9 protein-coding genes are annotated in these 13,103 nt (G+C 71.5%); 2 read left to right on the forward strand and 7 right to left on the reverse strand.

Annotation, left to right across the window (positions count from 1 at the left end; all coding sequences use genetic code 11):
- Positions 1 to 59 precede the first annotated feature (59 nt).
- Positions 60 to 2,828 (reverse strand): preprotein translocase subunit SecA, encoded by a 2,769-nt coding sequence (gene secA, locus TR46_RS32190; RefSeq protein WP_042408896.1) that lies wholly within the window; start codon positions 2,826 to 2,828, stop codon positions 60 to 62.
- Between the two features lie 245 nt (positions 2,829 to 3,073).
- Here secA and TR46_RS32195 point away from each other — a divergent pair, with 245 nt between their 5' ends.
- Entirely contained in the window at positions 3,074 to 3,679 is a 606-nt protein-coding gene (locus TR46_RS32195) for a GNAT family N-acetyltransferase (RefSeq protein ID WP_042408900.1), read from the forward strand.
- Positions 3,680 to 3,688: 9 nt separating this feature from the next.
- Here TR46_RS32195 and TR46_RS32200 read toward each other — a convergent pair whose 3' ends face one another.
- The 5 genes from TR46_RS32200 to TR46_RS32220 all read right to left on the reverse strand — a co-directional run bounded on the left by TR46_RS32200 (position 3,689) and on the right by TR46_RS32220 (position 10,647).
- Entirely contained in the window at positions 3,689 to 4,543 is an 855-nt protein-coding gene (locus TR46_RS32200) for an endo alpha-1,4 polygalactosaminidase (RefSeq protein ID WP_042408903.1), read from the reverse strand.
- Positions 4,540 to 5,304, reverse strand: coding sequence for a spherulation-specific family 4 protein (locus tag TR46_RS32205; protein ID WP_236655618.1), 765 nt, complete (start codon positions 5,302 to 5,304; stop codon positions 4,540 to 4,542). Before TR46_RS32205 ends, TR46_RS32200 begins: the two co-directional genes overlap by 4 nt.
- Positions 5,305 to 5,353: 49 nt before the next feature.
- Positions 5,354 to 6,757 (reverse strand): hypothetical protein, encoded by a 1,404-nt coding sequence (locus TR46_RS32210; RefSeq protein ID WP_042408933.1) that lies wholly within the window; start codon positions 6,755 to 6,757, stop codon positions 5,354 to 5,356.
- The gene (gene pelF, locus TR46_RS32215) at positions 6,754 to 8,259 is read right to left on the reverse strand and encodes a GT4 family glycosyltransferase PelF (protein WP_052433281.1); all 1,506 of its coding nucleotides are present in this window, start codon (positions 8,257 to 8,259) and stop codon (positions 6,754 to 6,756) included. The genes TR46_RS32210 and pelF overlap by 4 nt, the downstream gene beginning before the upstream one ends.
- 120 nt (positions 8,260 to 8,379) lie before the next feature.
- A complete protein-coding gene (locus TR46_RS32220; RefSeq protein ID WP_063770722.1) occupies positions 8,380 to 10,647 on the reverse strand; it encodes a hypothetical protein in 2,268 nt (755 codons plus the stop codon).
- A 357-nt stretch (positions 10,648 to 11,004) separates the two neighbouring features.
- Here TR46_RS32220 and TR46_RS32225 point away from each other — a divergent pair, with 357 nt between their 5' ends.
- On the forward strand, positions 11,005 to 12,192 hold the full coding sequence (locus TR46_RS32225; protein WP_042408909.1) for a winged helix-turn-helix domain-containing protein: 1,188 nt from the start codon (positions 11,005 to 11,007) through the stop codon (positions 12,190 to 12,192).
- A 9-nt stretch (positions 12,193 to 12,201) separates the two neighbouring features.
- On the opposite strand, the gene TR46_RS32230 is transcribed toward TR46_RS32225, so the two are convergent.
- Positions 12,202 to 12,930, reverse strand: a complete 729-nt coding sequence (locus tag TR46_RS32230; protein WP_042408912.1) for a response regulator — start codon at positions 12,928 to 12,930, stop codon at positions 12,202 to 12,204.
- Positions 12,931 to 13,103 lie beyond the last annotated feature (173 nt).

The raw sequence follows: 13,103 nt of genomic DNA on the forward strand, positions 1-13,103 counted from the left end.
CCCTGGAGACCAGGTGGTGAACCGCCATGCCGTGGGAACTCCTCGGACGCCGGTCAGTACTACTTCTTCCGGCGGCGGCCCTTCGCGGCCTTGCGGCGCTCGGCGCGGGTGCCGCCCTCGTCGCCCACCTCGTCCTCGACGCCGTCGGCGGTGCTGAAGTCGCCCTCGATCACGCCGCCCTCGCCGTCGACCGACGGCGCGGTGTAGTGCAGCCGGTCCGGGCGCTGCGGCGCCTCCAGGCCCTTGGCGCGGATCTCCGGGCGAGCGTCTTCGGGGGCCTTGTCCAGGACCACGGTGTTGCCGTCCTCGGCCACCGGGACCTCCTCGACCTGCTGCTCGACCTGGACCTCCAGATTGAACAGATAGCCGACGGACTCCTCCTTGATGCCCTCCATCATGGCGGCGAACATGTCGAAGCCCTCGCGCTGGTACTCGACCAGCGGGTCGCGCTGGGCCAGCGCCCGCATGCCGATGCCCTCCTGGAGGTAGTCCATCTCGTAGAGGTGCTCGCGCCAGCGGCGGTCCAGCACCGAGAGCACCACCCGGCGCTCCAGCTCCCGCATGACGGCCTCGCCGAGCTGCTCCTCCCGCTCGACGTACTTGGCCTGCAGGTCCTCCTTGATCGCCTCGGCGAGCAGGTCGGCGGTGATTCCGGCACGGTCGCCGTCCTCGCTCTCCAACTCCTCGACGCTGAGGCCGATCGGGTAGAGCTGGCCGAGCGCCTGCCAGAGCTTGTCGAAGTCCCACTCCTCGGCGAAGCCCTCTTCGGTGGCGTTCTTGACGTAGGCGTCGACGGTGTCGTTCATGAAGTGGTCGATCTGCTCGCGCAGGTCCTCGCCCTCCAGGACGCGGCGGCGCTCGCCGTAGATGACCTCGCGCTGGCGGCTCAGCACCTCGTCGTACTTCAGGACGTTCTTGCGGATCTCGAAGTTCTGCTGCTCGACCTGGGTCTGCGCGGAGGCGATGGCGCGGGTGACCATCTTGGACTCGATCGGCACGTCCTCCGGCACGTTCGCCATCGACAGCACGCGCTCGACCATGCCGGCCTTGAACAGCCGCATCAGGTCGTCGCCGAGGGACAGGTAGAAGCGGGACTCGCCCGGGTCGCCCTGACGGCCGGAGCGGCCGCGGAGCTGGTTGTCGATCCGGCGGGACTCGTGCCGCTCGGTGCCCAGCACATAGAGGCCGCCCAGGTCCTGGACCTCCTCCTGCTCCGCCTTGACCGCGGCCTTGGCCTTGTCCAGGGCCTCGCCCCAGGCGGCCTCGTACTCCTCGGGGGTGTCCACCGGGGAGAGCCCTCGCTGCGCCAGCTCGGCGGCGGCGAGGTGCTCGGGGTTGCCGCCGAGCATGATGTCGGTGCCTCGGCCGGCCATGTTGGTGGCGACGGTGACCGCGCCGCGGCGCCCGGCCTGGGCGACCACCTGGGCCTCGCGCTCGTGCTGCTTGGCGTTGAGGACCTCGTGCTGGACGCCGCGCTTGCGCAGCTCCTGCGAGAGGTACTCGGACTTCTCGACGCTGGTCGTGCCGACCAGGATCGGCTGGCCCTTCTCGTGTTTCTCGACGATGTCCTCGACCACGGCGGCGAACTTGGCCGGCTCGGACTTGTAGATCAGGTCCGGCTGATCGGTGCGCTGCGGCGACTTGTTGGTCGGGATCGGGACGACGCCCAGCTTGTAGATCTGGTGGAACTCGGCCGCCTCGGTCTGCGCGGTACCGGTCATCCCGGAGAGCTTGTCGTACAGGCGGAAGAAGTTCTGCAGGGTGATGGTGGCCAGGGTCTGGTTCTCGTTCTGGATCTCCACCCCCTCCTTGGCCTCGATCGCCTGGTGCATGCCCTCGTTGTAGCGGCGGCCGGAGAGCACACGGCCGGTGTGCTCGTCGACGATCAGGACCTCGCCGTTCATGACGACGTAGTCCTTGTCCTTCTTGTAGAGCTCCTTGGCCTTGATGGCGTTGTTGAGGAAGCCCACCAGCGGGGTGTTCACCGACTCGTAGAGGTTGTCGATGCCCAGGTAGTCCTCGACCCGGGTGACGCCCTCCTCCAGCACGCCGACGGTGCGCTTCTTCTCGTCGACCTCGTAGTCCCGGTCCAGCTTCAGCCGGGTGACCAGCTTGGCGAAGTCGCCGTACCACTTGGTGGCCTGGTCGGCCGGGCCGGAGATGATCAGCGGGGTGCGGGCCTCGTCGATCAGGATCGAGTCGACCTCGTCGACCACGGCGAAGTAGTGGCCCCGCTGGACCAGCTCCTCCTGCGACCACGCCATGTTGTCGCGGAGGTAGTCGAAACCGAACTCGTTGTTGGTCCCGTAGGTGATGTCGCAGAGGTACTGCTTGCGCCGCTCGGCCGGGCTCATGTTGGCGAGGATCACGCCGACCTCGAGGCCGAGGAAGCGGTGCACCCGGCCCATCCACTCCGAGTCGCGCTCGGCGAGGTAGTCGTTGGTGGTGATCAGGTGCACGCCCTTGCCTGACAGCGCGTTCAGGTAGGTGGGGAGCGTGCCGACCAGGGTCTTGCCCTCGCCGGTGCGCATCTCGGCCACATATCCCATGTGCAGCGCGGCGCCGCCCATGATCTGGACGTCGTAGTGCCGCTGCCCGAGGGTCCGGTTGGCCGCCTCGCGCACCGTGGCGAACGCCTCGGGGAGGATGTCGTCGAGGGACTCGCCGTCCGCGAGGCGCTCCCGGTACTCGTCGGTGAGCGCACGCAGCTCGGCGTCCGTCAGGTTGACGAAGTCCTCTTCGATGGAATTGACCTGGGCGGCAATGCGGTGCAGCTTGCGAAGGATCTTTCCTTCGCCTGCGCGCAGGATCTTGTCGAAGACGGACACGTGGGCTGGCTCCTTGCCTGGGCTGGCACTGGGCGGTCTGTGCACTTGTGGTTCGCGCACCGGCGATGGAGACGCACCACCGCGTGGCCATCGTATGCGAGGAAACGAGCGGGTCGGGAGGTCCGTCAGCAGACCAGCTGGGTGTCACTCTCCCGAGTGGGTCGGCCAGTCCGTCCAACAGTGAACAAAACGGACATGAAAAAATCCTGAGGCGACTCCATGGCCGCCTGGTGCATACTCGGTCGATGGAACCCGTGATCTTGGAAACGGCCCGGCTGACCGTGCGCCCCCTCACCGGCGACGACCTCGACGCCATCACGGCGGCCTGCCAGGACGAGGCCATCCAGCGCTGGATCCCGGTGCCGACCCCCTACACCCGCGAGGACGCCCGGGTCTTCGTCGAGGAAGTCTGCGCCGACGGATGGCGCGACGAGACCCTGTTCAACCTCGGCACCTTCACCAGGGACGGCGGGGAGCTGGTCTCGTCCATCGGGCTGCACCAGGGGCTGACACGTCCCAAGGGCATCGTCGAGATCGGTTACTGGACCGCCCCGAAGCAGCGCGGCCGCGGCTACACCGCCGAGGCTGCGACCGCCATGTGCCGCTGGGCCTTCGAGACGTTGGGCGCGCACCGGATGGAGTGGCTGGCCGCCGTCGGCAACGACGGGTCGTGGGCGGTGGCCAGGAAGGTCGGCTTCACCATGGAGGGCACCCTGCGCTCCCGGATGGACCTGCGCGGCGCCAAGGTCGACGCCTGGCTGGGCTCGCTGCTGCCGTCCGACCTGCCGTCCACTGCGCCGTCCACTGCGCCGTCCACTCCTCCGTCCCCTCTTCCGACCGCCCTGGGCTGAGCCCGGCCTTCAGCAGGTCTGGCGCCAGGCGTCCAGGTCCAGGTGCTTGCGCACGGCGCTGAGGCCGAGCCGCTCGGACCGGGCGCAGAAGGCACTGGTGGGCAGGTTGTACTCGGCCTCGAAGACCGCCTTGTGCTGCTGGACGAACGGGCTGAGCTGCTCGCACTCGTGGTACTCGGCGCACTGCTCGTTCACCGCGAAGTCGAAGTCGCCGACCAGTTGCGGGAGCTGGTCCAGGTCGTTCTTGAGGCCGACGGCCAGTCCCCTGGCGTGCGCCAGGGCGGCGACCATGCGGTTGAAGGCGAGCTGGTCGGCGGCGGTGAGCGGGAAGCCGCTGTCGTTCCGGTAGCCGTCGACGTTGTCGGGCTCCACCGCGTCGAAGCCCTTGCTCCGGCACAGGTCGAACCGCTTGCCGAGGATCGGCCTCAGCACGTCGAGGCGGCGGATGTCCAGCCAGCGCTCGCCCGGCCAGCCGTTGCCGGAGCCCAGCAGCGCCGCCGGATAGGCGGATCGGTCGGGGCGGAAGGACTCGTAGGCGCCGGCGTTGATGTAGCAGACCGCCTTGCGGCCTTTGGCGTGCAGTGCGGCCACCACTGCGGCGCCGGTGTCGAAGCCGTCGACGTCGTACACCGCCGCGTCCACACCGGTGTCCACGGTGCCGCTGAGCTGCCACTGCCAACTGGTGCCGGGGGCCGGCTGCCAGCGATGGCCGGACGGTGCGGGTGCGGATACGGGTGCGGAGGACGAGGGTACGGGCGCGGTCGCGGTCGGCGCGCCGTCCTGGGAGTGCGGCGGGCCGCCGGAAGTGCACCCGGCGAGTGCCAGCAGCAGTCCGGCGCCCAGCACGGCCGCGCGCCGCCTCACCGGCTGACCTGCGCTACCGGCTCCAGGAGCGTGTCCATCAGCACCGACCAGGGGTTGTCGCCGCTCCCGGTGGTGGCGTAGCTGTAGCCGGCGCCGTGGGCCGGCGCCGTGTCCCGCACCTCGCCGCAGCGGCCGGGCGGAGCGCCATGCACCAGGTGCGCGAAGCGCCGGTCGGGGAAGTCGGCGGTCCACTCCGGCACCAGGAGCTCGCGGTGGGCCGCCCAGTCGCCCTCGAAGGTGACGACCACGTCGGCGACCTCGGCGTAGCCGGGGTCGGGGTGCGTCCCCGGGTTGAGGACCACCTGCGGGGCGTCCAGTGCCCGGGCCGCCACCGCCAACCGCCGGTAGTGCGGCAGCAGTTCCCGCTCCGTGCGGACCTGGTCCAGGAACACGCCGTCCACCGGGTACCACTCCTGGTAGCGCTCCAGGTCCTCGACGACCTGGTGGTGGGCCCGCCGGGCGTAGTCGGTGTCGACATAGCCCAGCAGCGACACCCCGGCCGCCCGCAGCAGTCGCGCCGCCTCGGCGAACTCGGGAAGGCGCTCCGCACCGGGGCCGCTGGCCGGGTTGAACACCACCCAGGCCACCTCGGCCGCGTGCGAGGCCACCGCCTCCCAGGCGCGCAGGCCGCTGCCCGCCCGCGTCTCCGTCTCCGCCCAGGCCCCCGGGTAGACGTACAGCGGCACCAGCAGCCGGTGCTCGTCCATGTCCGCACCCGCGTTCCCCTCGGCAGTCTCAACGGTCTCAACAGTCGTGCTCATCGCTCCCACGATCACTCGGTCCCACCAATACCGTCCCACCGATGCAGTCTCACCTGTGCACCGTGACCCGGCCCAGCGACCAGCAGGCGATCGCCAGCAGCAGCCCCGCGGCCACCGCTCCCACCGCCGGCTCCGTCGCCCCGGCCAGGGTGGCCGCCGCCGCCGGGGTGCACACCGCGGCGGCGGCCCAGGCCAGCCCGAACGCCTGCAGCAGCAGCGCCGTCCAGATGGTCGCGCCCACCGCGAGCAGGCCCGGCAGCTGCGACCAGAGCGGGTCCCCGGCGTCGGCCGCTCCGGCCGCACCGCCCAGGACCGCCAGCAGGGCCAGGTAGCCGGCCAGGCCGACGGCCATCGAGCGGGCCGACAGCAGGGCGAACCCCCGCGCGGTGCGGGCGGCGCGCAGTGCGCCGTGGATCCGGTTGCGGTACCCGTACAGCAGCCACTCGGCCGGGCCCATGCTGATGGTGAGCGCCACCATGGGGCCCAGGTCGAGATGGCCGCCGCGCAGCGCGATGCCCAGGGTGAGCAGTGACATCGCCATGCCGAACAGCCCGTGCGGCAGCGAGGACCGCAGCGGCGGCAGCGGCTCGACGGCGCTGTCACCGTCACGGTCCGCCAGGCAGGCGCGCAGTTCCCGCCGGGCCTGACGCAGTGTCAGCATTAGGGTGCAGAACAGCAGCAGCGCCGTCCACGGGGTGGGCCGGAACAGGCCCAGCAGCACTGCGGCCCCGCCCAGCGCGGCCGGGGCCAGTGCGCGCAGCAGCAGCCGCTCCCGGCCCAGCACCAGCAGGACGCAGGAGGCGCCGAGGTAGAGCGACTGCCCGGCGCAGAACAGCAGCACGCCGGCGCCGTCGTGGCCGGCCGCCAGCACCCCGGCCAGGGCGCCGAGCAGCCCGAGCACCGTGCCGACGAGGGCGCCGCGGAACAGGCAGCAGCCGCCGGAGCGGCGCTGGCCCCGGCCGAGCCGGGCGTGGGTCCGGTGCGCCAGCGCCTGGTTCCAGGCCCAGTTGAGGAGCACGGACAGGGCCAGTGCGAAGGTCCCGTGCGGCAGTCCGCCGGCGTCCGGACGTCCGGAGAGCATCGGGGCTCCCAGCGGGAAGGCCAGCCCGGGCAGGGCGTAGAGACAGCCGCGCAGCACGCCGGTGGACAGCGGGGAGTGCCAGGGCGAGACGGCGGCCCGGGGCTCGGGGTAGCTGCGCGGGGTCTCCGCGTAGAGCTCCTCCGCGAGCTCGAAAGCGTCCGATCGGCCGTAGCGGCGCTGGACCTGACGGTCGGTCACCCCCTCCGCCTCGATGGCGGCGGCCACCTCGAAGGGGTGCACCGCGGCCGCGGCGACGCTGCCGAAGCGCAGCGCCGCCTCCGCGGCCGGATCCATCGGTCCGCTCGGCCGGGGCAGCGCGGTCGGCAGCGGATCGAGCCGCATGCCCGGCCGCAGTTCCAGCACGGCGCTCATGCGGTGGCCGCCATCCGGCTGCGGAGCGGCGCCGGATCCCCGGCGGGCGACCACAGCATGGTCGGGTCCTCCAGCAGCGCCTCGTAGACGGTGCGGAAGGTCGCCACGGTCCGACCGAGGGTGAACTGCTCGATCACCCGGGCCCGGGCGGCGTCGCCCAGTTCCTGCCGGCGCCGCTGGTCGCGGAGCAGGCCGACGGCGGCCCGTGCCATCGCCTCGGGGTCCCTGGGCGGGACCACCAGGCCGGTGTCGGCGACGGCCTCGCGCACCCCGCCGACATCCGTGGAGACGGTGGCCCGGCCGCAGGCCATCGCCTCGATCAGGCTGAAGGGGAAGCCCTCGGAGATGCTCGACAGCATCACCACGCTGCCCGCCGCGTAGGCGTGCCGGACAGTGTCGATCCGCCCCTCGAAGCTCACCGCGGCCCCGACGCCGAGCTCGGCCGCCAGCGCCACGCAGCGGTCCTGGTAGGCCTCACCGCCGGTCGGCGGCGCGCCGAACAGCCGCAGCCTGGCATCCGGGACCTCCGCCGTGACCAGGGCGAAGGCCCGGATCAGGGTCTCCAGGTCCTTGATCGGGTCGACCCGCCCGGCCCAGCTGAGCGTCGGCACGTCGGGTTCCGGGCCCGCGTAGGGGAAGAGCTCCGGGTCGACGCCGTTGTAGACGGTGCGGATCCGCCGTGGATCGCAGCCGCCGCGCTCCTCCCAGCGGCGGTTGTAGCGGTTGCAGGGGGTGATCAGGTCGGCGCCGCGGTAGCCCTCGGTGGCCAGCAGCCGGAAGAAGCCCAGGATCAGTGCCTTCACCGGCCAGCGGTACGGCGCCGAGCGGTAGCCGAGGTAGCGTTCGCGCAGGTAGATGCCGTGTTCGGAGAGCAGCAGCGGCACTCCGTGGAAGCGTCTGGCGGTGAGCCCGGGCAGTACCGCGAGACCGCCGGTGACCGCGTGCGCGACGCCCCGGCTGGGCGGCTGCACGGTCAGCGGCCGCAGCGCGTGCTCCAGCAGGTCGGTGGCCTCCAGCGCGTCCTGGACGGTGGGCCGGGAGGCATGCGTCGCCAGGAAGGGCCGCTGCCACAGCTTCTGCAGCGAGCGCAGCGCGCCCTCGGTGCGCAGCGCCGCCGTCAGCGAGCCGCCGGTGAGGGCGAACTCGGCCAGTTCGTAGAGCTCGTCGGCGAAGTGCTGCTCGAAGTCCTGGTCCAGCAGCGACAGCAGAAAGCGCTCGTAGCCGGCCAGGAAGCGGCGCAGGTCCCGGCCGCGCGGCGCGGAGCCGCCGGGGGTGCGCCCCCAGAGCGGGACCGAGCTGACCGAGGCGACCTGCGGCGGCAGCTTCCACACCTGCGGCTCGCAGCCGCTGCCGGTGATGCCCAGCACATGGAAGCGGACATCGGGCATGCCCTGGACGAGCTGGTCGCACCAGACGCTGACCCCGCCGTGCGCATAGGGATAGGTGCCCTCGGTGAGGAGGGTGACTTCCACTGGTCCTGGTCCTGATCCTGGTCCGTACATATCGCTGCGTTCCCCCTGGAACTCGACGGCGGTGGCGACGGCGCGGCGGGTCCGGGGCCCGGCGTTTCGGCGGGCCCCGGACGCGGTCCGGTCGGATGGCTGCGGTTCTCCGTCAGAGCGTCAGAGCAGGGCGCCGATCAGCTTGCTGACCCCGGCGACGGTCAGCGGCACCAGGCTCTTCACCCCGTTGGGCACCACCGGGGTGGTGCTGCCGGTGGGCGGCGGCGTACTGGAGCCGGCGCTCGGGGTGCTGCTCGGGGTGCTGCTGGGACTGCTGCTGGGGGTCGAGGCCGTACCGGCCGCGGCCGCCGGGGCGGCGGGGGTTCCGGCGGCGTTCAGCTTGAGCGTGACACCGCTCTGCAGCAGCCCCGGGCTGACCCAGCCGGAGAGCTCCCCGGCATAGGCGCTGCCGAAGGCGCTGGTCCCCAGCAGCTGCTGCTGCACCGTGCCGGTGGGGGCGGTGACCTGGGCGGCGACCCCGCTGGGCGAGGTGATCGTGACCGTGCTGCCGACCCGGTAGCCGGCGGCGGTCCCCGCCTTCACCGCGGTCTGCCAGGCCGTGCGCTGCTGGAGCTCGGTGCCGATGGCGGACTCGCGCAGGTTGACGATCGGCGCGTCGGCGGCGAAGAGCTCGGCGTAGCTGCCGAAGATCTGGTCCAGCACCGGGTAGAGGATCCGGTCCTCGGCCAGGTTGGACTGGTGGGCGTAGGTCGGCAGCGGGCTGTTGTCGATGATGTGCCCGAGGTCGATCCGCGCCTCCAGCGGCGCGATGTAGCCGCTGTACCCGCTGCTCTCGTCGAGCGGCGCGGGCAGGCAGGTGGTGGTGGCCGGGTTGGCGGTGCACAGGCCGCTGCCGCCCTGGGCGGTGCTGGTGTACAGCCAGTTGTACTCGTCCACCTCGTCATTGGTGTGACCGGCGTTGTAGTACACGTTCATCGGGTAGCGCGGCACCGTCAGCGCCGAGCCCACCGCCCGCTGGTCCGCCTCGCGGGAGTGGTCGCTGCCGGTCCACCTGACCCCGGCGGCGGACAGAGCGGGGGCCAGATTGGGGTTGTCCACCGGCTGCTGCGGCAGCGTGGCCAGACCGGAGTGCTCACCGGTGACCAGCTCGGTCCTGTCGGTGCTGAAGCCGTGCTTGGCGGCCCACTGCTGGTTCTGGGTGATCGAGGTCTGAATGGTCGACTCGCTCACCCAGGCGGTGCTGCCGTCGGCGTTGGCGGTGCAGGACCAGGGCACCGTGGCGGTGTTCTGGACGCAGCCGAGGAACGGGTGGTCGTAGGTGTGGTTCACCCAGCGGAACGAGGTTTTGGCCGAGGTCAGCGCGGTCAGCAGCGGGTCCGATCCGGTCCCGGCGACCTGCTCGTCGCTGCCCCCGCCGTTGAAGAGGAAGTCGAAGGTGAAGTTGTGGGCCTGCTCCCACTGCTGGGCGTAGGCGACGTCGGCCGCGGTCATCCGGATGGTGGACTCGGCCGGGGTGCCGTTGCAGGCCGAGGCCGCGTCGCCGGGGGTGCACTTGGCGGTGGAGCTCCAGCGGTCGTCGGGCAGGAAGACGTCGTCGATGTGCTGCTCGTAGTAGTTGCGGTCGTAGCCGAGGTGGACGCCCTGGGTCATCCAGTCGACGATGCCGCGGGCGAGCAGCCGGTACTGCTGCTGGTACTGGTTGTAGGCGAAGGTCAGCACCAGCTCGGAGACGCCGCCGTGGTCGTACTCGCCGGCCAGCACGCCCGGCGAACTGCTGCCCGGGATCGGGGCGGTGGCCAGCGGCGTGAAGGTCGCCCCGGCCGCCTGGGTGGCCAGCGGAGTGGCCAGGTAGCCGTAGCTCTCCACCACGCCCGGGTCGTTGTCCTCGAACGGGAGCGACCCCTTGAGGTACCGGAACGCCCCGGCCAGCCCGGCCGCGGTGACCGTCCCGGTGACGCCGTCCAGCGAGCCGATGTAGCCGGGGTCCGCAGCGTAGTTGAGCCCGACGGCCGGCTGGGCGTAGGTGTACGCGTCGACCTGGCGGACGCCGAAGGCCTGCTCGTAGCCGGTCAGCGCCGCCATCTCCGCTGAACCCGCCGCGAACGGGTCGTTGTTGGGCAGCACCACGGCCTGGAACCTGCCCTCGGCCTGCCCGTTGACGGTGCCGCTGAGGAAGGCGGCATTGATCGTCGGCCGGTTGCCGTCGGAGAGCTTCACCACCGTGTAGGGAGTACCGGAGATGTCCATCTCGTTCATGATCGCGGCCGTGGCCGGCCCGCCGTCGTCGACGACGAGCACTCTGAGGTCGATCCGCTGCGCGGCGGTCGCCGCGTGCGCGCCCGCGGCCGGTGCCACCGCCGCCAGCAGTCCCGCCGCGGTGAACGCGGCGGCCCATCGGGTCCTGCGACCCAGGGTCCTACGACCCATGTCGTCCCCTCCAGAGGCAGCCCGCGGTTGAGCGGGCATGCCGAAGTACGGATGGGCGCGATACCCGCGCCTCAATGGAAAGAGTTGAAAGAAGTGGATTCCCCCGCCGCCCCCGCGACTGTCAGCGCCCGCCGAGCCCCCATGCCGCCGTCACTTCCGGTTCCGGTGCGACTGCGGTGCGTGGCGTTGCGTTCATATGCTAGAAGCCCGAATACGGCGGCTGCGGCCCTTACCGGCGACTGCGGGCCAAAGCTCACCCTTGCGGGGTGATCTCCACTCAGCTGTTCGGTTCCGATCACCCGCAGGGGGTGTTGTCAGTGAGGGGGTGTTGTCAGTGGCAGCTCCTACGCTGGCCCCATGACCGACTCCAGCCCCGCAGCCGTGCTCACCCTCAGTGCGGACCAGGCCCGCCGCATCGCCCTGCGCGCCCAGGGGCTGCTGGGCGCGCCGGACCGGCGCGGCGGGGTGCGCGGTGTGCTGCGCCACCTGGGCGCGGTACAGCTGGACACCATCTCGGTGCTGGCCCGTTCGCACGAGCTGGTGCCCTACGCCCGTCTGGGCGCGGTAGGGCGCCCCGCCGTCGAGGCGGCCTACTGGGGCGGCGGCGCCTCCTTCGAGTACTGGTCCCACGCCGCCTGCGTACTGCCGGTCGAGGAGTGGCCGCTGTTCGCCTTCCGGCGCCGGGCCTTCCTGGCCCGGGGCCACCGCTGGCACCGGATGGAGGACGCGGAGCGCTCCTGTGCCGAGGTGCTGGCCAGGCTGACCGGCGACGGACCGCTGACCTCGACCGAACTCGGCGGCGCCCGCAAGGGCGGCGAGTGGTGGGACTGGTCCGAGACCAAGATCGCGGTGGAATGGCTGCTGGACACCGGCCGGGTGGTCTGCGCCGAACGCCGCAGCTGGAAGCGGGTCTACGAGCTGGCCGAGCGCGCCGTCCCGGCCGAGCTGCTCGGCTCCGAACCCGACGACGCCGCGTGCGTACGGCAGTTGGTGCGCCAGTCCGGCGCGGCGCTGGGCGTCGCCACGGCCAAGGACCTCAGCGACTACCACCGGCTGAAGGCCGATCAGGTCACCGCCGCGCTGCCCGAAAGCGGCCTGCTGCCGGTGCTGGTCGAGGGCTGGGGCCGGGGCGGCGCAGCGGCTGCGGCCTGGGCCGATCCGGCGGCCCTGGACTCCGAGCCGCGCGGCCGGCACCGCACCGCGCTGCTGTCCCCGTTCGACTCACTGATCTGGGACCGGGCCCGCACCGAGCGGATCTTCGGACTCAGCCACCGGCTGGAGGCCTACACGCCCAGGGAGAAGCGGCAGCACGGCTACTTCGCCATGCCGCTGCTGGCCGGCGGCCGGCTGGTCGGGCGGGTCGATCCGGCCCGCGAGGGACGCACTCTGATCGCCCGTCAGGTGTCGCTGGACTCGGCCAGGGCACTGCCCGCGCTGGCCCAGGCACTGCGCGAGGCCGCCGAGTGGGTCGGCTGCGACGCGGTCAGGGTGGAGCGGCTGGACGACGAGGCGCTGCGCGCCCCACTGGAGAAACTGCTCCAGTAGCGGATCCGCTCAGCCTATTTCCAGGATCTTCTCCCGCATCGCGTACACCACCGCCTCCATCCTGGAGTGCAGCTGCAGCTTCTCCAGGATGTTGCGGACATGGTTCTTCACCGTGTTCTCGCTGATGAAGAGCTGCTTGGCGATGTCACGGTTGTTCAGCCCGGTGGCCACCAGCTTGAGCACCTCCAACTCCCGGTCGGTCAACCGCGGTGCGGGCAGCAGCCTGCGGTCGTCGGTGCGCTGCTGGATCATCGACTTGAACTCGGTCAGCAGCTTCGCCGCCATCGAGGGGCTGATCTGCGACTGGCCGTCGGCGACCGCCCGGATCGCGGTGGCGACCTCGTCGGTGGAGATCTCCTTGAGCAGGTAGCCGGTGGCCCCCGCCTTGATCGCCTCGTAGAGGTCGGCCTCCTCGTCGCTGATCGTCAACATGATGATCTTCGTGCTCGGGGCCACCTCCTTGATCGAGGTGCAGGCCTCGATACCGCTGCGGCGCGGCATCCTGACGTCCATCAGGATGATGTCCGGCAGCAGGTCGGCGGCCTTCTCCACGGCCTCGGCGCCGTCCCCCGCCTCGCCGACGACCTGGATGTCCTCCTCCTGCGCCAGGACGATCTCCAGACCGCGCCGGAAGAGCGCGTGGTCGTCCACGACCAGGACCCTGATCGGCTCGGCGGCACGCCGCGGCTCATCGGGCTCCCGGTCGTCGCCGCGCCGCTCGTCCCATCGATCCGCCATCCGGTTCTCCCCCTCGGCTGGTGGCTGTTGCCGCCATGATTCCACGCCCCGGCCGCGGTGCGATCATTCCGCAGGCCAGCATTGGCTCGGAAGAGTGACTCCGAGCGCGCGGCAGGGGCGCGGCAGCGTGTGCCGCGCCCCTGCCGCGCCCTTCGCCGAATGCGGGACAACTG

The organism is Streptacidiphilus carbonis (assembly GCF_000787775.1).
In the GTDB taxonomy this organism is placed as follows: Bacteria; Actinomycetota; Actinomycetes; order Streptomycetales; family Streptomycetaceae; genus Streptacidiphilus; species Streptacidiphilus carbonis.